Source organism: Streptomyces sp. NPDC005811, assembly GCF_040630405.1.
Lineage (GTDB): Bacteria > Actinomycetota > Actinomycetes > Streptomycetales > Streptomycetaceae > Streptomyces.
Genome location: NZ_JBEXXK010000045.1, coordinates 81,886 through 103,717, shown reverse-complemented (window position 1 = coordinate 103,717; position 21,832 = coordinate 81,886). Strand labels below are relative to the sequence as shown.

At 71.6% G+C, this 21,832-nt stretch carries 20 protein-coding genes and 1 pseudogene; 10 read left to right on the top strand and 11 right to left on the bottom strand.

Annotation, left to right across the window (positions count from 1 at the left end; genetic code table 11):
* The 5 genes and pseudogenes from ABZ490_RS37450 to ABZ490_RS37430 all read left to right on the top strand — a co-directional run.
* Nucleotides 1-127: pseudogene (locus ABZ490_RS37450) on the top strand (DNA cytosine methyltransferase); the annotation flags it as partial.
* On the top strand, nt 124-972 hold the full coding sequence (locus ABZ490_RS37445) for a DNA primase (RefSeq protein WP_359000795.1): 849 nt from the start codon (nt 124-126) through the stop codon (nt 970-972). The pseudogene ABZ490_RS37450 and the gene ABZ490_RS37445, both read left to right, overlap by 4 nt.
* 2 nt (nt 973-974) lie before the next feature.
* A complete protein-coding gene (locus tag ABZ490_RS37440) occupies nt 975-2,450 on the top strand; it encodes an ATP-binding protein (RefSeq protein ID WP_359000816.1) in 1,476 nt (491 codons plus the stop codon).
* A 455-nt stretch (nt 2,451-2,905) separates the two neighbouring features.
* Nucleotides 2,906-3,148: a helix-turn-helix domain-containing protein gene (locus ABZ490_RS37435; protein WP_359000792.1), complete on the top strand. Its 243-nt coding sequence runs from the start codon at nt 2,906-2,908 to the stop codon at nt 3,146-3,148.
* Between the two features lie 79 nt (nt 3,149-3,227).
* On the top strand, nt 3,228-4,469 hold the full coding sequence (locus ABZ490_RS37430) for a tyrosine-type recombinase/integrase (RefSeq protein WP_359000789.1): 1,242 nt from the start codon (nt 3,228-3,230) through the stop codon (nt 4,467-4,469).
* Nucleotides 4,470-4,573: 104 nt separating this feature from the next.
* Here the strand turns inward: ABZ490_RS37430 and glnA are convergent, their stop codons facing one another.
* Entirely contained in the window at nt 4,574-5,983 is a 1,410-nt protein-coding gene (gene glnA, locus ABZ490_RS37425) for a type I glutamate--ammonia ligase (RefSeq protein WP_359000786.1), read from the bottom strand.
* 196 nt (nt 5,984-6,179) lie between these two features.
* Between glnA and ABZ490_RS37420 the strand changes: the two genes are divergently transcribed.
* Nucleotides 6,180-6,647, top strand: a complete 468-nt coding sequence (locus tag ABZ490_RS37420) for an RDD family protein (protein ID WP_359000783.1) — start codon at nt 6,180-6,182, stop codon at nt 6,645-6,647.
* Nucleotides 6,648-6,714: 67 nt separating this feature from the next.
* Here ABZ490_RS37420 and ABZ490_RS37415 read toward each other — a convergent pair whose 3' ends face one another.
* The 4 genes from ABZ490_RS37415 to lipB all read right to left on the bottom strand — a co-directional run bounded on the left by ABZ490_RS37415 (nt 6,715) and on the right by lipB (nt 9,917).
* Nucleotides 6,715-7,413 carry a DUF4191 domain-containing protein gene (locus ABZ490_RS37415; RefSeq protein WP_359000780.1) on the bottom strand — a complete coding sequence of 233 codons (699 nt, stop codon included), beginning with the start codon at nt 7,411-7,413 and terminating at the stop codon, nt 6,715-6,717.
* 120 nt (nt 7,414-7,533) lie between these two features.
* Complete coding sequence (locus tag ABZ490_RS37410) at nt 7,534-7,737, bottom strand: hypothetical protein (protein WP_067245807.1); 204 nt, start codon at nt 7,735-7,737, stop codon at nt 7,534-7,536.
* Nucleotides 7,738-8,026: 289 nt separating this feature from the next.
* On the bottom strand, nt 8,027-8,992 hold the full coding sequence (lipA, locus tag ABZ490_RS37405; protein WP_359000777.1) for a lipoyl synthase: 966 nt from the start codon (nt 8,990-8,992) through the stop codon (nt 8,027-8,029).
* Between the two features lie 127 nt (nt 8,993-9,119).
* The gene (gene lipB / locus ABZ490_RS37400) at nt 9,120-9,917 is read right to left on the bottom strand and encodes a lipoyl(octanoyl) transferase LipB (RefSeq protein WP_359000774.1); all 798 of its coding nucleotides are present in this window, start codon (nt 9,915-9,917) and stop codon (nt 9,120-9,122) included.
* A gap of 245 nt (nt 9,918-10,162) precedes the next feature.
* On the opposite strand from lipB, the gene ABZ490_RS37395 reads away from it, so the two are divergent.
* Nucleotides 10,163-11,668, top strand: coding sequence for a regulator (locus tag ABZ490_RS37395; protein WP_359000771.1), 1,506 nt, complete (start codon nt 10,163-10,165; stop codon nt 11,666-11,668).
* 69 nt (nt 11,669-11,737) lie between these two features.
* Here ABZ490_RS37395 and ABZ490_RS37390 read toward each other — a convergent pair whose 3' ends face one another.
* Nucleotides 11,738-13,201, bottom strand: a complete 1,464-nt coding sequence (locus ABZ490_RS37390) for an NAD(P)/FAD-dependent oxidoreductase (protein ID WP_359000768.1) — start codon at nt 13,199-13,201, stop codon at nt 11,738-11,740.
* Between the two features lie 197 nt (nt 13,202-13,398).
* Nucleotides 13,399-14,298: a TIGR01777 family oxidoreductase gene (locus ABZ490_RS37385; RefSeq protein WP_359000765.1), complete on the bottom strand. Its 900-nt coding sequence runs from the start codon at nt 14,296-14,298 to the stop codon at nt 13,399-13,401.
* Between the two features lie 70 nt (nt 14,299-14,368).
* Between ABZ490_RS37385 and ABZ490_RS37380 the strand changes: the two genes are divergently transcribed.
* Complete coding sequence (locus ABZ490_RS37380; RefSeq protein ID WP_359000762.1) at nt 14,369-14,863, top strand: GNAT family N-acetyltransferase; 495 nt, start codon at nt 14,369-14,371, stop codon at nt 14,861-14,863.
* 20 nt (nt 14,864-14,883) lie between these two features.
* Here the strand turns inward: ABZ490_RS37380 and ABZ490_RS37375 are convergent, their stop codons facing one another.
* Nucleotides 14,884-16,068 carry a MarP family serine protease gene (locus ABZ490_RS37375; protein ID WP_359000759.1) on the bottom strand — a complete coding sequence of 395 codons (1,185 nt, stop codon included), beginning with the start codon at nt 16,066-16,068 and terminating at the stop codon, nt 14,884-14,886.
* 190 nt (nt 16,069-16,258) lie between these two features.
* Here ABZ490_RS37375 and ABZ490_RS37370 point away from each other — a divergent pair, with 190 nt between their 5' ends.
* Both ABZ490_RS37370 and ABZ490_RS37365 read left to right on the top strand, forming a co-directional pair.
* Nucleotides 16,259-17,140: a peptidoglycan recognition protein gene (locus ABZ490_RS37370; RefSeq protein ID WP_359000756.1), complete on the top strand. Its 882-nt coding sequence runs from the start codon at nt 16,259-16,261 to the stop codon at nt 17,138-17,140.
* A 77-nt stretch (nt 17,141-17,217) separates the two neighbouring features.
* Nucleotides 17,218-17,445 carry a hypothetical protein gene (locus ABZ490_RS37365; protein WP_359000753.1) on the top strand — a complete coding sequence of 76 codons (228 nt, stop codon included), beginning with the start codon at nt 17,218-17,220 and terminating at the stop codon, nt 17,443-17,445.
* A gap of 22 nt (nt 17,446-17,467) precedes the next feature.
* Here the strand turns inward: ABZ490_RS37365 and ABZ490_RS37360 are convergent, their stop codons facing one another.
* The 3 genes from ABZ490_RS37360 to aceE form a co-directional block, all read right to left on the bottom strand.
* A complete protein-coding gene (locus ABZ490_RS37360; protein ID WP_359000812.1) occupies nt 17,468-17,986 on the bottom strand; it encodes a DUF4240 domain-containing protein in 519 nt (172 codons plus the stop codon).
* A 57-nt stretch (nt 17,987-18,043) separates the two neighbouring features.
* Nucleotides 18,044-19,033, bottom strand: a complete 990-nt coding sequence (locus ABZ490_RS37355) for a WYL domain-containing protein (RefSeq protein WP_359000750.1) — start codon at nt 19,031-19,033, stop codon at nt 18,044-18,046.
* Nucleotides 19,034-19,129: 96 nt separating this feature from the next.
* The gene (gene aceE / locus ABZ490_RS37350) at nt 19,130-21,832 is read right to left on the bottom strand and encodes a pyruvate dehydrogenase (acetyl-transferring), homodimeric type (protein WP_359000747.1); all 2,703 of its coding nucleotides are present in this window, start codon (nt 21,830-21,832) and stop codon (nt 19,130-19,132) included.

The window sequence follows — 21,832 nt, the reverse complement described above, 5'->3', positions numbered from 1 at the left end:
CGCCTACGCCGACGCCATGGGCTGCACCTGGATGACCAGCCTCGAAGCCCGCAAAGCCGTACCCCCCGCCTACAGCCAATGGATCGCCGCCCAGTTCCTCGCCCTCGAAGGGAGGACGGCCGCATGACCGCCGCCCCGCCCCTGCTGGACACCGCCCTCATGCTCGCCACGCACGGCATCCCGCCCCTGCCCCTGCGGGCGGGCAAGGTCCCGTTCGGCAACTGCCCCGACTGCACCGGCAACGCGTGCGGCGGCCGGCCGAACATGAAGACCCCCGGCCCCTGCCGGTGCCCCGGCGTCTGCCACGCGTGGGCCGCCGCCACGACCGACCCCGGTGTCCTCACCTCCCCGGCGTGGGCCACGGCGTGGCGTCGGGCCTCCGCCGTCGCCTACCACCCCGGCGGCGCCGGCGTGACCGTGGTCGACCTGGACGACCTCGCCGCCGTTCAGTGGGCTCGCGCCACCCTGCCCGCCACCCGCACCGTGCCGACGACACGGGGGGAGCACTGGATCTACCGGGGTTCCATGCGGTCTGTGAACGCCGTACGGCCCGGCGTCGACATCAAGTCCCTTATGGCATACGCCCGTTGGCTCGGAAGCGGCACGGGCACCACGTCCTCTCTCCCCGACGCTGTGCGGGCGCTGGCGGTAAAGGACCCGACCACGGTGCGCAGGGCGCCACAGAGCCTCACAGCGCCACTGAGGGGCCATGGGGGCGAGTGCAGGCACCGCACGCCCGCCTACCTGGATCGTGGGATCGCCATGGCCGTGCAGCGCATCGCCGACGCGTCCATTGCAGTGCACGCCACTGTGTACTGCACGTTCCTCGCCGTGCTGTCCACGCACGGCCGGTGCGGCTGCCTCACCGACACCCACGTCAACCGGCTGTTCACCGCCGCGCAGGCCAAGGGCGAGACCCCCCGGCACTGCACCGACGCGTGGACCAACGCCCTGACCACGTTGGGACTGTGACCGTGTCCGAGGACGAGAAGAACCCCGCCCGGCAGATCATCACCGACTACGCGCAGTCCCACTTCCGGTACTTCCGCACCGTGGACGGGACCGTGTACGCGCAGCGCACCGGCCACCCCGTCGCCCGCCCGATCCGCTCCCAGGGCACCACCGGAAGCCACCGCCAGGAACTCATGGTCGGCCTGTTCAAGGACGGTATCGGCGTGTTCAACGGCACCGCGCTGAAGGAGGCGTTGGACCTGATCGAAGCGCTCGCGCTGACCGAGGACGTGCAGTCCGTACACATCCGCGTCGCCCCCGGATTCGACGGAGCGACGTGGCTGGACCTGGGCCGCGATGACGGGAAGTCCGTCCGAATCCACCCCACCGGATGGGACGTGCTCACCCCGGACCCACGTGAGGTGTGCTGGCGGCGCACCCAGCTCACCGGCGAACTCCCCCTGCCCGTCAAGGACACCGACGGCAAGGGCATCGATCTCCTGCTCAGGCTCTGCAACTTCGCCAACGCGGAAACCGAGTGCCTGGCCATCGCGTGGCTGATCGGCTGCCTGGGGCCGTCCGTGCCGGTCCCCGCGCCGTTCCTCACCGGGCCGCAGGGCGCTGGCAAGTCCACCGGCGGGCGGATGCTCGTGCGGATCATCGAGGGTATGAGCGGTGACCTGCGCCGGGCCCCGAAGGATGAAGAGAACCTAGTCGCAGCGGTGGCGGCCGGATGGGTCACCGCCCTGGACAACCTCTCCCACATGACGCCGGACCTGTCCGACGCGATGTGCTGCATCGTGACCGGCATCGAGAGCGTCAAGCGCGCCCTGTTCACCGACGGGGACGTGTTCCGCGTCGGCTACCGCCGCCCCCTGCTCCTGACCGGTATTGACGTCGGCGTCATCCGCCCCGACCTCGCCGAACGACTCCTGCCCCTGCGGCTGGAGCGGCCCCGCGTGCGGCGCACCGAGGCGGAACTGTGGGCGGACTACGAGGAGGTGTTGCCCGTTGTCCTCGGCTCACTCCTGGACCTGACCGTCAAGGTTCGCGCGGTGGAGGCGGAAACCCCCACCGACCTGCGGATGGCGGACTTCGCCCGCCTGTGTGCACAGCTCGACGCGGCCACCGGACTCGGGGCGCTCACCGCCTACCGGGCCAGCCTGGACGACCTCAACGACGACGTGATCGAGGGTGACCTGCTGGCACAGACCGTCCTTCGGCATGCCGACACCATCGAGCCGGGCACGGCACAGCGGATGACGTCCACCGAGTGGCTGCACTGCCTGAGCCGTCTCTACAGCGGCGAGGACCTGCGTGCCCTGCCCAGGGGGTGGCCGACCACCGGCAAAGTCCTCTCCGACCGGCTCAAGCGTCTCCAGCCAACCCTGTCCGCCCGGGGCGTCGTCATCGACTCGGGCCGCACCAGCGAGGGCCGCTACCTCGAAATGACCCGCCTGGCCAGCGCGCCCCCACACGAGCAACAGCGGATGCACTGACCCTCGCCGCGTTCGCCCGGACAAGCAAGAGGAGCACCACCTGCGGGGGCGTGCTCCTCTTGCTGTTCGGCGGAACGCCGCCCAAGGGTCGCGCCGCGAAGCGGCCCCTTCTTCACGCTTTCAGGCACCGCACCACAACAGACACCCCCTCTTTTGTCCTAAGAGGGAAGACGCTGCGTCATCTGCGTCATGCAGGCCGGAAAACCGCCCCTGAACTGCGGCTACGGCCATGACGCAGACGGTGGACTCTGCGTCATCCTGCGTCATCTGCGTCATTGGCCGCGTCATCCGTGACGCGGCCAATGACGCAGATGACGCACGCCTGAACCGCTGCGTCACATAAAGCCGCAGGTCAGAAGCCTGAATGACGCTGATGACGCAATGACGCAGAAATCCGAGCCTCGGACAGGCACGCCCCTGAAACAGGACCCTCGCCCGCGCACGGAGGACACGCCATGAGGACCGCACATGCACAGCCGGACCCGCGCGCCACGCTTCGCGGCGGGTTGCCGGACCGGTACCTGACCCCCGATGACATTGCCGAGATCTTCGAGGTGCCCAAAGAGACCGTCTACCAGTGGCGTCGGAAGCGGCTGGGGCCGCCCGGATTCCGCATCGGCAAGTACATCCGCTACGACCCCGCCGACGTGCTCGCCCATGTCGCCGAACGCAAGAGCACCGACCAAGACGCCGCCTAACCCCACACCCACCGCAGACAGCAGGGAGAGCCGCTATCCGGCGGCTCTCCCTGCTGCATGTCGAGAGGACCGCCGCCGCATGGCAGGCCACATCCAAGACCGCTGGTTCAAGACCGAGACCAACTCCGACGGCAAGACCGTCCGCGTCAAGAGCGATCGCCACGGCAGCGGGTTGCGCTACCGGGCTCGGTACATCGGCCCCGACGGAACCGAGAAGTCCAAGAGCTTCTCCGACGGCAAGAAGCGACTTGCCGAGCAGTGGCTTAGCGCCATCGAGACGGACATGTCGCGCGGGCAGTACGTCGACCCGTCGGCAGGCAAGGTGACGTTCAAAGCCTTCGCCACGGCGTGGCTGGCGTCTCAGACCACGGACCCTTCCACCATCGTGAACATGGAGTTGCGGTTTCGGCTGCACGCCTTTCCGTACATCGGTTCGCGCTCCATGACCGCATTCCAGCCCACCCATATCCGCACGTGGGCGCGGGCTCTCATGGACTCCGGAATGGCAGCGTCATATCAGCGGACCGTGTTTGCAAACGTCTCTGCCGTGTTCGGCGCGGCCGTGGACGACGGCATCATCTCCCGCAATCCCTGCCGTGCGGGTTCCGTTCGAGCGCCCAAGCTTGACCCTCGGAAAATCAAGCCGTGGACGCGTGATCGAGTGGTGGCTGTTCGCGGCGGACTCCCGGAGCAGTACGCAACAACGGTGGACCTCGGTGCCGGGTGCGGTTTGCGACAAGGCGAGATCTTCGGGCTGGCCGTCGATGAAGTCGACTTCGACGGGGGAGTGCTGCACATCGCACGGCAGGTCAAGCTGGTCGGTCCGCAGATGGTGTTCGCCCCGCCCAAGGGCGGCAAGCTGCGAGACGTGCCGCTGCCCGACGTGGTGTCGGATGCGCTTGCCGCGCACGTCACCCGCCGGCCCCCAACCGACGTCACCCTGCCGTGGAAGACTCCGGACGGCCCGCCGGTCACAGCGAAATTGCTGTTCTACTCGCGGGAGCGTAAGGCACTGAACAGGAACTACTTCAACATGTACCTGTGGAAGCCCGCCCTGATTGCTGGCGGTGTCATCCCGGAACGGGCGCCGGGGGAGCGGTTCAAACCGTCGCGTGAGCACGGCATGCACGCCTTGCGGCACTACTACGCGTCGGTCCTGCTGGATTCGGGAGAGAACATCAAGGCTCTGGCCGAGTACCTCGGTCACTCCGACCCGGGGTTCACGCTGCGGACGTACACACACCTGATGCCGAACAGCAGGGACCGGGCGCGCCGGGCCATCGACTCGGTGTTCGGCAAGAGAGTGTCTCCCGGGTCCTGAGCGTAAAAGGCCGTCGGCCGTGCCCCTCCCGGAGTGGGAAGAGCACGGCCGACGGCCCACAGACGGCCCAGGCGAGCGGAAACCCGCTCTGACCTGGGGCGATATCACACGTCGAAGTACAGCTCGAACTCGTGCGGGTGCGGGCGCAGCTGCAGCGGGGCGATCTCGTTCGCGCGCTTGTAGTCGATCCACGTCTCGATCAGGTCGGACGTGAAGACGTCACCGGCGAGCAGGAACTCGTGGTCCGACTCGAGGCGGTCGAGGACGGCCGGGAGCGAGGTCGGGACCTGCGCGACGCCCGCGTGCTCCTCGGGAGCCAGCTCGTAGAGGTCCTTGTCGATCGGCTCGGCCGGCTCGATCTTGTTCTTGATGCCGTCGAGACCCGCGAGCAGCAGGGCCGAGAAGGCGAGGTACGGGTTGCCGGAGGAGTCGGGCGCGCGGAACTCGACGCGCTTGGCCTTCGGGTTCGAGCCCGTGATCGGGATACGCATCGCGGCGGAGCGGTTGCGCTGCGAGTACACCAGGTTGACCGGGGCCTCGAAGCCCGGGACCAGACGGTGGTACGAGTTCACCGTGGGGTTGGTGAAGGCGAGCAGCGACGGGGCGTGCTTGAGGATGCCGCCGATGTAGTAGCGGGCCATGTCCGACAGACCCGCGTAGCCGGCCTCGTCGTAGAACAGCGGGGAGCCGCCGCTCCACAGCGACTGGTGGACGTGCATGCCCGAGCCGTTGTCGCCGAAGATCGGCTTCGGCATGAAGGTCGCGGTCTTGCCGTTGCGCCAGGCCACGTTCTTCACGATGTACTTGAAGAGCTGGAGGTCGTCGGCGGCGGCGAGCAGCGTGTTGAACTTGTAGTTGATCTCGGCCTGGCCGGCGGTGCCCACCTCGTGGTGCTGGCGCTCGACCTGGAGGCCGGAGGCGGCCAGCTCCAGGGAGATCTCGGCACGCAGGTCGGCGAAGTGGTCGACCGGCGGGGTCGGGAAGTAGCCGCCCTTGTAGCGGACCTTGTAACCGCGGTTGTCCTCGAGGGCACCGGTGTTCCAGGCGCCGGCCTCGGAGTCGATGTGGTAGAAGGACTCGTTCTCCGAGGTCTTGAAGCGCACGCTGTCGAACACGTAGAACTCGGCCTCGGGGCCGAAGTACGCGGTGTCGGCGATACCGGTCGACGCCAGGTACGCCTCCGCCTTCTTCGCCACGTTGCGCGGGTCACGGGAGTACTGCTCGCCCGTGATCGGGTCGTGGATGAAGAAGTTGATGTTGAGCGTCTTGTCGCGGCGGAAGGGGTCCACCCGCGCGGTCGACAGGTCGGCGCGCAGGGCCATGTCGGACTCGTGGATGGCCTGGAAGCCGCGGATCGACGAACCGTCGAACGCCAGCTCCTCGTCCGGGTCGAACGCCTCGACGGGCAGCGAGAAGTGCTGCATGACGCCCGGCAGGTCACAGAAGCGGACGTCGACGAACTTGACGTCCTCGTCCGCGATGAACTTCTTGGCCTCGTCGGCGTTCTGGAACATCCAGCTCCTCCTACTTCCGGCCGTGGAGCCGGGGTGGTAGTTCGTTCGTGCGGCCAGTGCGGTGGCACACGCTGTCCACGACCCTAGGGACGCGTGATTTCTCGGGCGTGACCCATTTGTTTCGCACAAGTTAACCGGACTCGGTCCGAATCACCCACCTGTCCGCATCGCGAAACGGGGGCAGTACCGTGGACGCGTGGACAAGAGGGAAGCAATCGGATCGTGGCTCTCGGGCCCCCGCGCGGCGGCGGAGGACGCCGGTGTCGACTTCGGATACAGGGGCGAGCAACTGGGCCTCCCGGAGGAGGGGCCGGGCTCGATCGCCCGCCCCGGGCGGCGCGTCGGCGCGCTCGCCGTGGACTGGGGTCTGTGCCTGCTGATCGCATACAGCTTGATCACCGACGGCTACACCCCCTCCACCAGCAACTGGACCCTGCTGGTCTTCCTGGGGGTGAGCCTGCTCACGGTGGGTACGCTCGGCTTCACCCCGGGCAAGCGGATCTTCGGTCTGCGCGTGGTGTCGCTGGACACCGGCACCGTCAAGCCGCTGCGCTCGGCGATCCGCACGCTGCTGCTCTGCCTCGCCCTCCCGGCCCTGATCTGGGACCGCGACGGCCGCGGCCTGCACGACCGGCTGGCCCGCACGGTCGAGGTGCGGATCTAGCGGTCGCGGCGGCAGGCATACGACGAGGGGGGCCCGGTGATCACCGGGCCCCCCTCGTCGTACCGGCTCAGCGGGCCTTTCCGCCCTTCGGCAGGCGCATTCCCTTGGGCATGGGGCCCTTCGGGAGCGGCATGTTGCTCATCAGGTCGCCCATGGCGCGCAGCCGGTCGTTCGTCGCGGTGACCTGCGGGCCGGAGAGGACGCGCGGGTACTTCAGCAGGGTGGTCCGCAGCTTCTTCAGCTCGGTCTGGCCCTCGCCCGTGCCGACGATCACGTCGTGCACCGGGACGTCCGCGACGATGCGGTTCATCTTCTTCTTCTCGGCGGCCAGGAGGCTCTTCACCCGGTTCGGGTTGCCTTCGGCGACCAGGACGATGCCGGCCTTGCCGACGGCGCGGTGCACCACGTCCTGGCTGCGGTTCATCGCCACCGCGGGGGTCGTCGTCCACCCGCGGCCGATGTTGTCGAGCACGGCCGCCGCGGCGCCCGGCTGGCCCTCCATCTGACCGAACGCGGCCCGCTCGGCCCGTCGGCCGAACACGATCGCCGTCCCGAGGAAGGCGAGCAGGAAGCCGAGGATGCCCAGGTAGACCGGGTGGCCGATCAGGAAACCGATCGCGAGAAAGACACCGAGGATGAGGATGAAGACACCCGCGAGCACCAGGCCGATCGTCTTGTCGGCCTTGCGGGTCATCTTGTACGTCAGGGCGATCTGCTTCAGTCGCCCGGGGTTCGCGGCGTCCGCCGCGCTGTCACTTCTCGCCATGCCAGGAAGTCTACGTGGCCCCGGAAGTGCCGACGACGGCAGTGCCCGGGAGGGAACGGGAGGGAAGCGGAGGGTGGCGGCGGGGAGGGGTGTGGGGTGGGGAGTTGGTGGAGCGGTGGGTCAGGAGGTGCGGGCGGAGGTGACCGCTTCGAGGACGCGCTGCGCCTCGACCCGGTCCTTGGCGCGACGGCGGTCCTCCAGCACGGAGGTCCAGGCGTTGCGGCGGGCGGTGCGCTGTCCGCTGCTCAGGAGCAGCGACTCGACGGCGCGCAGGGCGGTGGTGAACGACGGGATCGCGGTGGCGCGAACGGGCGCGGCCTGCATGGGAAGGTCCCCCTCGGGCAGGTTGGGGTGGGTATCTACGAGGTGTGACACCAGCGTCACTGTTCGGTGTTACCAGGGCGTGACCGACCGGTCAAACGCCAATGAAGCCTTGGTGCGGGGTCTTGCGCGGGCGGGGAACGCCGACGCGGTCCCGACCGGGGCCCTCATCTGCGAGGACGGTCGGGACCGCGTCGTTTCGGCCGTTACCGGCCAGTAGCACCTTGTGCGTGACTTCACACGCTTGCCCGACGCCCGTACGGCGCAAGGCGGCTGGCGGCTGTCGCCCAGGTCACACGGCCTGCGAGGCGATGTAGGCGCCTCGCTTCTCGACGGCCATCTGGTACAGCCGGCCCGCGCGGTACGAGGAGCGCACCAGCGGACCCGACATCACCCCGGAGAAACCGAGCTGCTCGGCCTCCTCCTTCAGCTCCACGAACTCCTGCGGCTTGACCCAGCGCTCCACGGGGTGGTGGCGCACGGACGGGCGCAGGTACTGGGTGATGGTGATCAGCTCGCAGCCCGCGTCGTGCAGCTGCTTGAGCGCCTCGCTGACCTCCTCGCGGGTCTCGCCCATGCCGAGGATCAGGTTGGACTTGGTGACCAGGCCGTAGTCGCGGGCCTCGGTGATCACCTTCAGCGAGCGCTCGTAGCGGAAGCCGGGGCGGATCCGCTTGAAGATCCGCGGGACCGTCTCGACGTTGTGCGCGAAGACCTCGGGGCGGGAGGCGAAGACCTCCGCCAGCAGCTCCGGCACGGCGTTGAAGTCGGGGGCGAGCAGCTCGACCTTGGTGCGGCCGGCCTCGCGGGCCGCCGTCTGCTCGTGGATCTGGCGGACCGTCTCGGCGTACAGCCAGGCGCCGCCGTCCTCCAGGTCGTCGCGGGCGACGCCGGTGATGGTGGCGTAGTTCAGGTCCATGGTGACCACGGACTCGCCGACCCGGCGGGGCTCGTCGCGGTCCAGCGCCTCGGGCTTGCCGGTGTCGATCTGGCAGAAGTCGCAGCGCCGGGTGCACTGGTCACCGCCGATGAGGAAGGTCGCCTCGCGGTCCTCCCAGCACTCGTAGATGTTGGGGCAGCCGGCCTCCTGGCACACGGTGTGCAGCCCCTCGCTCTTCACGAGCTTCTGCATGGCGGTGTACTCGGGACCCATTTTCGCCCGGGTCTTGATCCACTCGGGCTTGCGCTCGATGGGGGTCTGGCTGTTGCGGACCTCCAGGCGCAGCATCTTGCGTCCGTCGGGGGTGACTGCGGACACGACCGGCTCCCTGTGACTTCGATTCCTCGGCGCACACCAGGGTACGCCCGTGTTTACTGAGCCCTGCCTCCAGGCCAACCCGACGGACCCGGGGTCCATTCCGATGGCCTCCGACGGCCTCCGGTGGCTAGGCGGTCGCCGTCTCGACGACCCGCGGCTTCAGGTCCGCGTGGCCCAGGACCTCCGCCAGATGGCGCTCGGCGACCGGCAGGACCTCGTCGATGGTGACCTCGCGGCCCAGTTCGTACGCCAGGGAGGTGACACCGGCGTCCCGGATCCCGCAGGGGATGATCTTGTCGAAGCTGGACGTGTCCGGGTTCACGTTCAGCGCGAAGCCGTGCATGGTCACGCCCTTGGCGACCCGGACGCCCATGGCGCAGATCTTGCGGTCCTCGCGGCGCTGGCCGGCGTTGGAGGGGGCGTACTCCGGGCCGTCGAGCCGGGGGTCGAACTCGTCGTCGGTCAGCCGGGGGTCGAAGTCGAGGGAGAGTCCGCCCGTCGCGGGGCGCCGCTCCACCGGGTCGCCCAGCACCCAGACGCCCGCGCGGCCCTCCACCCGGCTGGTCGCGACACCGAACTCCGCGCAGACGCGGATCATCGCCTCCTCCAGCCGGCGCAGGTGCGCCACCACGTCCACCGGGCGGGGGAGCTGCTGGATGGGGTAGCCGACCAGCTGTCCGGGGCCGTGCCAGGTGATCTTGCCGCCGCGGTCCACGTCGACGACCGGGGTGCCGTCGAGGGGGCGCTCGTTGTCGGCCGTGCGCCGGCCCGCGGTGTAGACGGGCGGGTGTTCGAGGAGCAGCACGGTGTCGGGGATCTCGCCGGCGAACCGGGCCGCGTGCACCCGGCGCTGCTCGTCCCAGGCCTCCCGGTACTCCACGGCCTCGGCTCCGAAACCCATACGGACGAACCGCAACTCACTCACGGCAAGCGCCTCCCTGGAAGGTCGTAAGGCACGAAACGCGCCCACGCCACTGTACGTCCGCGCCCGCCGCGTCAGCCGCACGGCCAATCCTCACACGATCGGATGAATGCGGGTCGAGATGTGCGACCGGCTGCTTACTCTCCGCTACATTCGCGCCGTTCACGAGGCATCACACCTGATCACAGCCCTCAGGGCACTTCATCCGGGCACGTCAGAGGCCCGGGAGGCAGGAGACCGCACCGCAGATGACGGAACGACCCGCGCAGCGCACTCCCAACCGCCAGCTCGCCGCGCTCATCGCAGAAGCCGGGTTCTCCAACGCGGGTCTGGCCCGTCGCGTCGATCAGCTGGGCCTCGAACACGGACTGGACCTCAGATACGACAAGACCTCCGTCACCCGGTGGCTGCGCGGCCAGCAGCCCCGGGGCACCACCCCGGCCCTGATCGCCGAGGTGTTCACCCGCCGCCTCGGCCGCCGCCTCACCGCCCAGGACCTCGGCCTGGACGCGTGCGCCCCGGTGTACGCGGGGCTGGAGTTCGCTGGCACCCCCGAGGAGGCCATCGACATCGTCGGCGGCCTGTGGCGCAAGGACTCCGGCAGCCACGCCGAACTCCGCAAGATCGCCTTCACGCCGGCCGGACTCGTCGTCCCGAGCCGCGACTGGCTCATCGGCCGGGCCGACGAGAAGGTGGCCCGCGGCGCCGAGACGGCCCCCCGGGTACCCATCCAGAGCCGCCCGGCGGTCCCCCGGGCGGCGGCGACGAAACCCGGCGGGCCCCTCCTGCCCGGCGTCCCGCAGATCGCCGTCCCCCGCCAGCGCGGCCAGGGCGCCGAACGCGGGCCCGGCCAGCGGGTCACCGGCGGCGACATCTCCGCCCTGCGCTCGGTCGGCGAGCTCTTCCGCACCCTCGACGACATGTACGGCGGCGGCCACGCCCGCCAGGCCCTCGTGCGCTACCTGGAACACGAGTGCGAGCCCATGCTGCGCGGCACCTACGGCGAGCAGACCGGCCGCCGGCTGTTCGGCGCCGCCGCCGACCTCACCCGGCTGGCCGGCTGGACCTCCTTCGACATCGCCGCGCACGGCCTCGCCCAGCGCTACTTCGTGCAGTCCCTGCGCCTGGCCCAGGCGGCCGGGGACCGCGCCTACGGCTCGTACGTCCTGGTCACCATGAGCCGCCAGGCCGTCTACCTCGGGCACGGCCGGGAGGCCGTCCAGCTCGCCCGGGTCGCCCAGCAGGGCATCGGCGGCGGCGCCCCGCCGGTCGTCCAGGCCCTGCTGCACGCGGCCGAGGCGCGCGGGCACGGGGTGCTCGGCGAGGTGCGGGCCGGCACGGCCGCGCTGGTGCGGGCCGAGCGGGCCCTGGAGGCGGCCCGCCCGGGCGACGAGGTGCCGCCCTGGGCGCGGTACTTCGACGAGGGTCAGCTGGCCGACGAGTTCGGGCACTGCCACCGCGACCTCCAGCAGTTCCGGGCCGCGGCCCAGCACGCCGAACGCTCCCTCCAGCTGCGCCCCGCCGCCTACGCCCGCAGCCGCCTGTTCTGCCGCGTCGTCCTCGCCACCGCCCGCCTCGGCCTCGGCGAACTCGACCAGGCCTGCCACCTGGCCGCCGAGGCGGCCATCCAGGCGGCGGAGATGCGCTCGGTCCGGGCGCTGGAGTACATCAGGGACTTCGAACGCAGACTGGAGCCGTACCGCGACGCGGCCCCGGCGAGGACCTACCGCGACAAGGTGTCGGCGCTGGGCTGACGCCTGACCCCGACGGGGCGCGGGGAACTGCGCGACCGGCCGCCACGCCGCCGCGGCCGAACGACGACCTCACGCAGCCTCGACGACAGCGCCCCTCGCCGGATCGGCCCGGTGCATGGATCCCCCCGCCCCGAGATCGGACAGAATCGCCGCGGCCGCCCGATGGGCGGAATGCAGCGCCCCCTGCACCGTGCTCGTGTCCCGGTGGTCCCCGCACACGTACAGCCCCGCCAGGAGCCGTACCGCCCGCCGCAGATCGTGCGGCGGGCGCATCGCGGGCACCGCCTCGGCCGTGTGGTGGACGGCGAGCGTCTCCCACCGCGCGGTCGAGATGCCGTACAGCCGCGCGAGATGCATCCGTACGGCGGTGTCGACGCCGTCGGGCGGGGTGCCGAGGACGGTGGAGGAGATCAGGGCGCGGCCCTCGGGGGCCCGCGAGGGGTCGACCGCGCTGGTCACCGTCGTGTGCGCGACCGGGCCGCCGCGGTCGGCGTCCAGCAGCAGGGACCCGCCGGTCGCCGGGGGCTCGTCGGTGGTGTGGTGGACCACCGTCACCGGGTGGAAGTCCGGCACCCGCAGACCGGGCAGCAGCTCGGCCGCGGTGCGCGCGTCGGTGGCCACCAGGACCGCGCGGCAGCGGAACGCGCCGTGCTCGGCGGTGGTCACCGAGGTCGTGGAGACCGAGGTGACCCGTACGCCGGTGTGCACCACGCCCGGCGGCAGCGTCCGGGCGAGCAGCTCCGGCAGCACCTCGGCGCCGCCCTCCGGCACACAGAGCCGGCCCGCCGCGAAGGCGCGCAGCGCGAGGTCCGCGCACCGGCTGGAGGTGGTGAGGTCCGGGTCGCACAGCAGTGCGGCGAGCAGCGGGCGCAGGAACCCGTCGATCGTGCGGGCGGGCAGCCCGCGCGCGGCGAGGGCCTCGGCCGCCGCCGACTCCGGGCGGCGCAGCAGCCGTTCGGCGGGGGTGGCCGCGATCCGGGTGAGGGCGGCGCCCAGGCGGGCCTGGTCCACGGCCGTGCCCAGCGGAGCGCCGGGCCGCACCCGGGGCGGCGGGACGGGCTGCCAGGGCCCGCCCGAGCGGGAGCCGGGCAGGGGCACCCCCCGTCCGCCGGGCAGGGGCACCGACCGGGCGGCGACCGCGCGCGGCCGGGGCAGCGCACCCGGCCGAGGGGCGCTCGCCAGGGCGCGTACAGCATGGAGTGCGCCCCTCGCGCTCCCCGCGCCCGCCTGCGCGCCGGCGCGGTGGTGGCGCCCGTCGCTGTGCAGCAGGACCCCGGGGGCGAAGGGACGCAGCACGAGCGCGTCGAGCCCCGGGGTCAGGCCCAGTTCGGGGTAGGCCGTGGACAGCAGCTGGCCGATGCGGTCGAGCCGGAAGCCGTCGACCTTCTCGGTCGACATGCGGCCGCCGACGCAATGGGCGGCCTCCAGGACGGCGGTCGTAATTCCTGCGCTGGTCAGCCGATGTGCGGCGGAGAGTCCGGCGACTCCGGCTCCCACGACGACGACGTCTGCCTGGTACGCGGGCTCAAGCACGTGCCCCTCCTCGAGGTTTGCGCGGCCGGTGGAGACGTCATGCCCCCAACTGGCGTCCGGGATGCCCGAGTTCGGATCGAGGTTAGGGCCGGGAACGGTCAGGGGCAGTCGCGCATGGACAGGGCACGGTCGCACGGCGGTCGCATGTGGTCGCCGAGGGTGGGCACACCCGGTCGCACACCGCCGTACGAGCCCTCTCACGCCGCACGCACGGCGTCCTCGATCCCCGGGAACGCGAAGGTGAACCCGGACTCCAGCAGCCGCTTCGGCACCACCCGTGCGCTGCCGAGGACGTCCCCGGCCATCTCGCCCAGCACCGTGCGCAGCACCGGCGCCGGCACCGGGAACAGCGTCGGCCGCCGCAGCACCCGCCCCATCGCCTCGGTGATCTCACGGTTCGTCAGCGGCTCGGGAGCGGTCAGGTTGAACGGCCCCGACAGATCGGCACGGTCCATCAGGAACCGGATCGCCGCGACCTCGTCGTGCAGCGCGATGAAGGACCAGTACTGCCGGCCGTCGCCCATCCGCCCACCCAGGCCCGCCCGGAACAGCGGGAACAGCCTGCCCCAGGCCCCGCCGCCGCGCGCCACGACCAGCCCGGTCCGGGTGAACACCGTCCGCACCCCGGCCTGCCCGGCGGGCGCCGCGGCGGCCTCCCACTCCACGCACAGCTCCGGCAGGAAGCCCGTGCCGGCGGGCGCGTCCTCGTCCACGACCCGCTCGCCCGTCTCGCCGTAGATGCCCATCGCGCTGCCGTTGACGAACACCCGTGGCGGCTCGTCGAGGGAGGCGACCGCCCGCGCGAGACCCGCCGTGGCGTGCACCCGGCTGTCGCGGATGCGCCGCTTGTAGTCCTCCGTCCACCGCCGGTCCCCGACCCCGGCGCCCGCCAGGTTGACCACCGCCGCGCACCCCGTGAGCCCCGCCGCGTCCACCTGCCCCCGCTCGGGCTCCCAGCGCACCTCGTCCGCGCCCCGGGGCGCGTGCCGCACCAGCCGGACCACCTCGTGCCCGTCGGCCGTCAGGGACCGCACCAGGGCGCTGCCGATGAGACCGGAAGCGCCGGCCACCGCGATTCGCACACGTTCCTTCTGCATGGACTCATCCTGCCGGGCAGCGGCGTAAAACCCCCGTCGGGCCGGGCCCCGCGCGGCCTAGGGTGACGCCATGTCCGACACTCCCGCACCCCGCATCCGGCCCGCCCGTCCCGCCGACGGACCGGCGCTCGCCCGGCTCGACCACGACACCTGGTCGCATCTGCACTCCGTCTCGCCGCGGCGCGCGCCCGACGCCCCCTTCTTCGACGAACGCCACCGGCCCGAGGACCACCTGGTCGCCGAACGCGACGACCGTGTCCTCGGCTACATCCGCCTGGTGCCGCCGACCTCGCTGGCCGCCACCGCGCACGTCCGGCAGATACAGGGCCTGGCCGTCGCCGACGAGGCCCGCGGTCAGGGCGTCGGCCGCGCACTGCTCCGCGCGGCCGTCGAGGAGACCCGCCGCGCCGGCGCCCGCCGCATCACCCTGCGCGTCCTCGGCCACAACACCCCGGCCCGCAAGCTCTACGCGTCCGAGGGCTTCGAGGTGGAGGGCGTCCTGCCGGAGGAGATGTTCCTGGCGGGCGAGTACGTGGACGACGTCCTGATGGGCCGCAGGGTGTGATTCTCGGGCCCGAAACACAGTCAGCTCGTCAACTCACCCGTGTCCACAGCCGCTGTCGCCTTCGCCGCCTTGGCCGCGTCCCCGGAGACCTCCGCCGCCGTCAGCACGTACCCCGTCTCGTTGTCGGACGTGGACCGCGCGAAGACCACCCCGTACACCTCACCGGAGGTGGTCAGCAGCGGCCCGCCGGAGTTGCCGGGCCGGACCGTCGAGCGGATCGAGTAGATCTCACGGGTCACGGTCGAGTCGTTGTAGATGTTCCGGCCGGTCGCCTTCACCCGGTTCGCGACCGTCGCCGCCTGGAGATTGAGGTCGCCGTCCTGCGGATAGCCCGCCACCACCGCCTCGTCGCCCCGCTCGGCGGAGTCGTCGAAGCGCAGCACGGGGGCGCGCAGCTGCGGCACGTACAGCACGGCGACGTCCTTGTCCGGGTCGAAGAGCACCACCGTCGCGTCGTACGAGGCCCCCACCCCGCCCACCCGCACGCTCGGGTGGTCGATACCGGCCACCACGTGCGCGTTGGTCATCACATGCTCGTGCGCGTACACGAACCCGCTGCCCTCACGGCCCTGGTCGCCCGTGGACCCCTCGATCTTCACCGTGCTCAGCTTCGCCGCGTTGGTCGCGCTCGCCGTCACGCTGTCGCCGCTGGGCTTGGCCACCTCGGCCGTCGACTCGTTCTCGAAGGGGTTGAAGACCTGCGGGAAGCCCGCCTGGGTGAGCGCGGAGGTGGCGTTGGAGAACCAGGCCGGGGTGGTGTCCGGCATGGCGTCCTGCACCGCGCCCAGCAGCTTGGAGTCCCGGATCGCCGAGGTCACCACCGGCGAGGAGGGCGACGCGGCCAGCACGCTCGCCGCCACCCACGCCACGATCAGCACCGCCACCGCGTTCGCGACGGCCCCGCCGATCCCGTCCGCCACCCGCAGCGGCCCCCGGTCCAGCTCGCGCCGCAGCCGCAGCGCGAGCCGCCCCGCCAGCTCGTGCCCGAACGCGGCCGGCACCAGGACCGTGAACACCGCGGCCACCGTCGCCGCCGTGGTCCCCGGCGTCACCAGGTCCATCACCCATGGCAGCACCCACACACCGACCACCGCGCCGCCGACGAACCCGGCGAGCGAGACACAGCCCGCCACCAGTCCGCGCCGGTAGCCGGAGCCGGCGTAGGCGAGGATCACCAACGCCAGCAGGATGTCGAGCAGGTCCACGGGGCCGCCTTTCTCTAGGACCCTTCAGTACGTGGGGGACGGGCCCAGTGATCAGCCGCACGCGAGCGTGGCTGAACACGATCGGCCCCGCGTGCGTGCACCCCGGAAAACGCCGTGGACGGGGACGATGGTTCCACCAGGTGGCACAGCACACATCGCGGGCGGGACGGAACCGGCCGACAGTGGGTCCATGTGCGCCCTTCGACCGGCCCCGCGCGGGAGCCGGGGAACGCGACGAGGACGGCACCCGGCGCGGATACCGGGGTCGCTCCTCGCGCTGCTGGGCTGTCTGCCGGGGTTCGCCGCCGTGACCGCCCTGGTGCTGTGCACGGGCGGCGCCGACCACCTCACCATGGCCCGGCCGGCCGGCCGCGCCGGGCTGCCCACCCCGGCCCGCAGCACGGCGGCACCCGCGCACACCGCGGTCCGGCCGCCGATCGTGCTCCGCACCTCCTGGCTCGACGCCCGCACCCTGCGCCCCCAGCCGCCGCCGCGCTACGACGACAAGGTCGTCGCCGTCTTCGTCCACCACACCGACTCGCCCAACGGCTACGACTGCGCCGACGCGCCCCGCATCATCCGCTACCTGTACACGGGCCAGACCGGCGCCCGCGACTGGGACGACATCGGCTACAACTTCCTCGTCGACCGCTGCGGCACCATCTACGAGGGCCGCGCGGGCGGGATCGACCGCCCCGTCACCGGCGCCCACACCCAGGGCTTCAACCACCGCACCGCCGGGATCGCCGCCCTCGGCACGTTCACCGCCGGAGTGCCCGTCCCACAGCCGATGGTCGACGCGATCGCCGCGCTGGCCGCCTGGAAGCTCGGCCTCGCCGACGTCGACCCGCGCACCATGGCCCGCCTCACCTCCAGCAACAGCCTCAGCCGGTACGCCGCCGGCACCACCACCACCCTGCCCGCCCTGGCCGGCCACAACGACGGCTACATGACGAGCTGCCCCGGCGCCGCCCTCACCGCCCGCCTCCCCGAGATCCGCGCCACGGCCGCCCGGCTCCAGGGCCGGACGGCCGTCACAGCACCCTCGGGGGCGCTCACAGGAACGCCTTAGGCAGGATTCAGGGTTCTCCCATCCCCGCCGCCTACCGTCAGGGACAACAGAAGAAAGAGCGACCGGAGGCGGGGACGATGAACAGCAGTCACACGAGCGGGCACACCACCGCCGGCTGGACCAGGGCGGCCCGCGGCCCCTGGGCGGTCCTGTGCGCCGTCACCGCGGTGGTCCTGGGCCCGGCCGCCGTCACCGCGTCCGCCCTCGAACAGGCCAACAAGGCCCCGCTGCACCACGCGGTGCGCGCCGACCAGACGCAGGCGTACATCCCGACGGACAGCACCCGCCGCAGGACGGCCGTCTGACACCGGCCGACGGGCCGGGCCCTCACTCCTTGAAGCGCCCCCACAGCCGGGGATAGCGGGCGGCGAGCGCCCCCTCGTTCTCGAAGTCGACGGGTGTGCCCTCGGGTTCGGACGGCGCGGGCTCGATGCCGAGGTCCGGGGCGACGGTCCCGGTGAGCTGCTCGTAGGCCTCGTCGGCCGCGTACCCGAGCTCCTCCCCGTCCCCGTCGATCTCCTCGTCGAACTCCTCCAGCAGCTCCGCCAGCGCGTCCGGATCGTGCACCGCGCCCTCGAAGGTCTCCCGGCCCTGCCCGATCAGCCAGCACCGGAAGAAGTCGAAGGCGTCGTCGCTCGCCCCGTCGAGCAGCACCCACGCGGCGCCCCACAGGTCCCAGGTGTAGGCGCGGTTGTAGCGGGACTCGAAGTGCCGGGCGAAGTCGAGCACGGACTCCGGGTCCAGCCGGATCAGCCGCTCCACGAGCAGGTCGGCCTGCTCCTCGGGGTCGCCGTCCGCGGCCGTACGGGAGGCGTCCACCAGCTCCCAGAACTCCAACTCGTCCATCACGGGTCCAAGCATCGTGCCTGCGGGGGTGCGGCGCACCCGGAGTGCCGGGGATTGTCACTCCCGCCCGTACAACTCCGCCAGTCGTCCGGCCTCCTCGGCGAACCGCCGCCGCAGGGACTCGGGGGAGACCACCTCGGCCTCGGCGCCGAGCCCGGTGAGCTGGCCGTGCGCCACCTGCTCCGACTCCACCCGCAGGGTCAGCGTCACCCAGCCCCGGGCGTCGGGTTCCCCGGCCGTCGCCAGCGCGTCCCGGGCGGCCACCGGATCCACGGCGTGCGGCAGCGCGCGCAGCCCGGCCTCCGACAGCCGTACGACGACCTCGGCGCGCAGGATCGAGCGCGCGAACCGCTCCGCCTGCTCGCCCCAGAACCCCGGCAGATCGAAGTCCTCGTCCCGGCTGAAACGATCCTTCAGGTCCTCGATCCCGACGAACCGGTCGATACGGTACGTCCGGAAGGTCCCGGTCCCGGTCACGGTCCCGCCCACCCGCGCGCACAGGTACCAGACCCCCGCCTTCAGCACGAGCCCGTACGGCTCCAGCTCCCGCTCGACCTCGCCCTCCCCGCGCCGGTAGCGCGCCCGCACACACCGGTCGTCCCACACCGCCTCCGCGAGCACCGCCAGCGCCCCGGGGGTCTCCGGCTCCCGGAACCACGCGGGCGCGTCCAGATGGAACCGCTGCGCCGCCGCCTTCGGGGCGTCCCGCAGCGAAGGCAGCAGCGCGGCGGACACCTTCAGCCGGGCCGCCGAGGCCGCGTCCTCCAGCCCCATCTCCCGCAGCGCCCCCGGCACCCCGCTCAGGAACAGCGCCTCCGCCTCGCTGCGGGCCAGCCCGGTCAGCCCCGTCCGGTACCCGCCGACCAGCCGGTAGCCGCCGGCCCGCCCCCGCTCCGCGTACACCGGCACGCCCGCCTCCGACAGCGCCTGCGCGTCCCGGGTGACGGTCCGCTCGGACACCTCCAGCTCCCGCGCCAGCTCGGCGCCGGTCATGGCGGGGCGGGACTGGAGGAGCAGCACCATCTTGATGAGGCGGGCAGCGCGCATACGGTCATGATGCCGGGGCCCGCGCACCGGGAAGGGGTGTACGGCGGTCGCCGCACACCCCTTCCCTAAACCGTGACCTACGACAGCCCCCGGCTGCTACAGGCCGTAGCGCTCGCGCGCCTCCTTCACCGCGGTGGCCTTGACCTCGCCGCGCCGGGCCAGCTGGGCCAGCGCCGCGACGACCACCGACTGGGCGTCCACCCCGAAGTGGCGGCGGGCGCCCTCACGGGTGTCGGAGAGGCCGAAGCCGTCCGCGCCGAGCGAGGACCAGTCCTGCTCGACCCACTGCGCGATCTGGTCCGGGACCTGGCGCATGTAGTCGGAGACCGCGAGCACCGGGCCCTCGGCGCCGTGCAGCGCCTGCCGGACGTACGGGATGCGCTCCTCGCCGCGCAGCAGCGCCGCGTCGGCCTCCAGCGCGTCCCGGCGCAGCTCGGACCAGGAGGTCGCGGACCACACGTCGGCGGCCACACCCCACTCCTCGGCCAGCAGCCGCTGCGCCTGGAGCGTCCAGTGGATCGCCGTGCCGGAGCCCAGCAGCTGGATGCGCGGGGCGTTCGCCGCCGGGGACAGGCCCGCCGACTCCGCCGTGTTGAAGCGGTACAGGCCCTTGACGACACCCTCGTCGATCCCGAGGCCGGCCGGCTTCGCGGGCTGCGGCAGCGGCTCGTTGTAGACCGTCAGGTAGTAGAAGACGTTCGGGTCCTCACCCGGGGCGGCCTCGCCGTACATCCGGCGCAGACCGTCCTTGACGATCACGGCGATCTCGTAGGCGAAGGCCGGGTCGTACGTCAGCGCGGCCGGGTTGGTCGCGGCGATGACCGGGGAGTGGCCGTCGGCGTGCTGGAGACCCTCGCCCGTCAGCGTCGTACGGCCCGCGGTGGCGCCGATGAGGAAGCCGCGGCCGAGCTGGTCGCCGAGCTGCCACATCTGGTCGGCGGTGCGCTGCCAGCCGAACATCGAGTAGAAGATGTAGAACGGGATCATCGCCTCACCGTGCGTGGAGTACGCGGTGGACGCGGCGATGAAGTCGGCCATCGAACCGGCCTCGGTGATCCCCTCGTTGAGGATCTGGCCGTTCTTGGCCTCCTTGTAGTACATCAGCTGGTCGCGGTCGACCGGCTCGTACGTCTGGCCCTTGGGCGAGTAGATGCCCAGCGACGGGAACAGCGACTCCATACCGAAGGTGCGCGCCTCGTCCGGGACGATCGGCACCCAGCGCTTCCCGGTCTCCTTGTCCCTGACCAGGTCCTTGATCAGGCGGACGAAGGCCATGGTGGTGGCCACGTTCTGGGAGCCGGAGCCCTTGTCGAAGGAGGCGAACGCCTTCTGAGCCGGGGCGGGCAGCGGGGCCAGCGGGTGCACCCGGCGGGCCGGGGCCGGGCCGCCGAGGGCCGCGCGGCGCTCCTGGAGGTAGCGGACCTCGGGGGAGTCGACGCCCGGGTGGCCGTAGGGCACCACGCCGTCGGTGAAGTCGCTGTCCTTGATGGGCAGTTCGAGCAGGTCGCGCATCGTCTTGAACTCGTCCACCGTCAGCTTCTTCATCTGGTGGTTGGCGTTCTTCGACGCGAAGCCCTCGCCGAGGGTGTGGCCCTTGACCGTCTGGGCCAGGATCACGGTCGGCGCGCCCTTGAACTCGACGGCGGCCTTGTAGGCGGCGTAGACCTTGCGCGCCTCGTGACCGCCGCGCGAGAAGTGGAAGCACTCCAGGATCCTGTCGTCGGAGAGCAGCTTCGCCATCTCGACGAGCGCCGGGTCCTTGCCGAAGAAGTCCTGGCGGATGTAGGCGGCGTCGCGGGTCTGGTACGTCTGGACCTGGGCGTCCGGTACCTCGCGCAGCCGTCGTACCAGCGCGCCGGTGGTGTCGAGCCGGAACAGCTCGTCCCAGGCGTTGCCCCACAGCGTCTTGATCACGTTCCAGCCGGCGCCGCGGAACTGGGCCTCCAGCTCCTGCACGATCTTGAAGTTGGCGCGGACCGGGCCGTCGAGGCGCTGGAGGTTGCAGTTGATGACGAAGGTCAGGTTGTCCAGACCCTCGCGGGAGGCGAGCGCGAGCGCCGCGGTCGACTCGGGCTCGTCCATCTCGCCGTCGCCGAGGAAGGCCCAGACGTGGGACGCGGAGACGTCCTTGATGCCGCGGTTGGTCAGGTACCGGTTGAACCGGGCCTGGTAGATCGCCGACAGCGGGCCGAGGCCCATGGAGACGGTCGGGAACTCCCACAGCCAGGGCAGCCGGCGCGGGTGCGGGTAGGACGGCAGACCGTCGCCGCCGGACTCGCGGCGGAAGTTGTCCAGGTGGGACTCGGTCAGCCGGCCGTCGAGGAAGGCGCGGGCGTAGATGCCGGGGGAGGCGTGGCCCTGGATGTAGAGCTGGTCGCCCGAACCGTCGGCCTCCTTGCCCCGGAAGAAGTGGTTGAAGCCGGTCTCGTACAGCCAGGCCGCGGAGGCGAAGGTGGCGATGTGGCCGCCGACGCCGTATTTGGAGCCGCGGGTCACCATCGCGGCCGCGTTCCAGCGGTTCCACGCGGTGATCTTCCGCTCCATCTCCTCGTCACCGGGCGCGGACGGCTCGGCGGCGGTGGGGATGGTGTTGACGTAGTCGGTCTCGAGGAGCTTCGGCAGCGCGATGCCGTTGCCCTCCGCCCGCTCCAGCGTGCGGCGCATCAGGTATGCGGCACGGTGCGGGCCGGCCGCCTTGGCGACCGCGTCCAGTGAGGCCTGCCATTCGGCGGTCTCCTCCGGGTCACGGTCGGGGAGCTGGTCGAGCTCGCTGGGCTGGATGGCGTTGGGGTCGGTCAT

Excerpts from the sequence above, each read along its gene's own strand:
- ABZ490_RS37445 (WP_359000795.1), top strand. The coding sequence starts at position 124 with ATGACCGCCGCCCCGCCCCTGCTGGACACCGCCCTCATGCTCGCCACG.
- ABZ490_RS37435 (WP_359000792.1), top strand. The coding sequence starts at position 2,906 with ATGAGGACCGCACATGCACAGCCGGACCCGCGCGCCACGCTTCGCGGC.
- ABZ490_RS37430 (WP_359000789.1), top strand. The coding sequence starts at position 3,228 with ATGGCAGGCCACATCCAAGACCGCTGGTTCAAGACCGAGACCAACTCC.
- glnA (WP_359000786.1), bottom strand. The coding sequence starts at position 5,983 with ATGTTCCAGAACGCCGACGAGGCCAAGAAGTTCATCGCGGACGAGGAC.
- ABZ490_RS37415 (WP_359000780.1), bottom strand. The coding sequence starts at position 7,413 with ATGGCGAGAAGTGACAGCGCGGCGGACGCCGCGAACCCCGGGCGACTG.
- ABZ490_RS37410 (WP_067245807.1), bottom strand. The coding sequence starts at position 7,737 with ATGCAGGCCGCGCCCGTTCGCGCCACCGCGATCCCGTCGTTCACCACC.
- ABZ490_RS37395 (WP_359000771.1), top strand. The coding sequence starts at position 10,163 with ATGACGGAACGACCCGCGCAGCGCACTCCCAACCGCCAGCTCGCCGCG.
- ABZ490_RS37385 (WP_359000765.1), bottom strand. The coding sequence starts at position 14,298 with ATGCAGAAGGAACGTGTGCGAATCGCGGTGGCCGGCGCTTCCGGTCTC.
- ABZ490_RS37380 (WP_359000762.1), top strand. The coding sequence starts at position 14,369 with ATGTCCGACACTCCCGCACCCCGCATCCGGCCCGCCCGTCCCGCCGAC.
- ABZ490_RS37370 (WP_359000756.1), top strand. The coding sequence starts at position 16,259 with ATGTGCGCCCTTCGACCGGCCCCGCGCGGGAGCCGGGGAACGCGACGA.
- ABZ490_RS37365 (WP_359000753.1), top strand. The coding sequence starts at position 17,218 with ATGAACAGCAGTCACACGAGCGGGCACACCACCGCCGGCTGGACCAGG.
- ABZ490_RS37360 (WP_359000812.1), bottom strand. The coding sequence starts at position 17,986 with ATGGACGAGTTGGAGTTCTGGGAGCTGGTGGACGCCTCCCGTACGGCC.
- ABZ490_RS37355 (WP_359000750.1), bottom strand. The coding sequence starts at position 19,033 with ATGCGCGCTGCCCGCCTCATCAAGATGGTGCTGCTCCTCCAGTCCCGC.
- aceE (WP_359000747.1), bottom strand. The coding sequence starts at position 21,832 with ATGACCGACCCCAACGCCATCCAGCCCAGCGAGCTCGACCAGCTCCCC.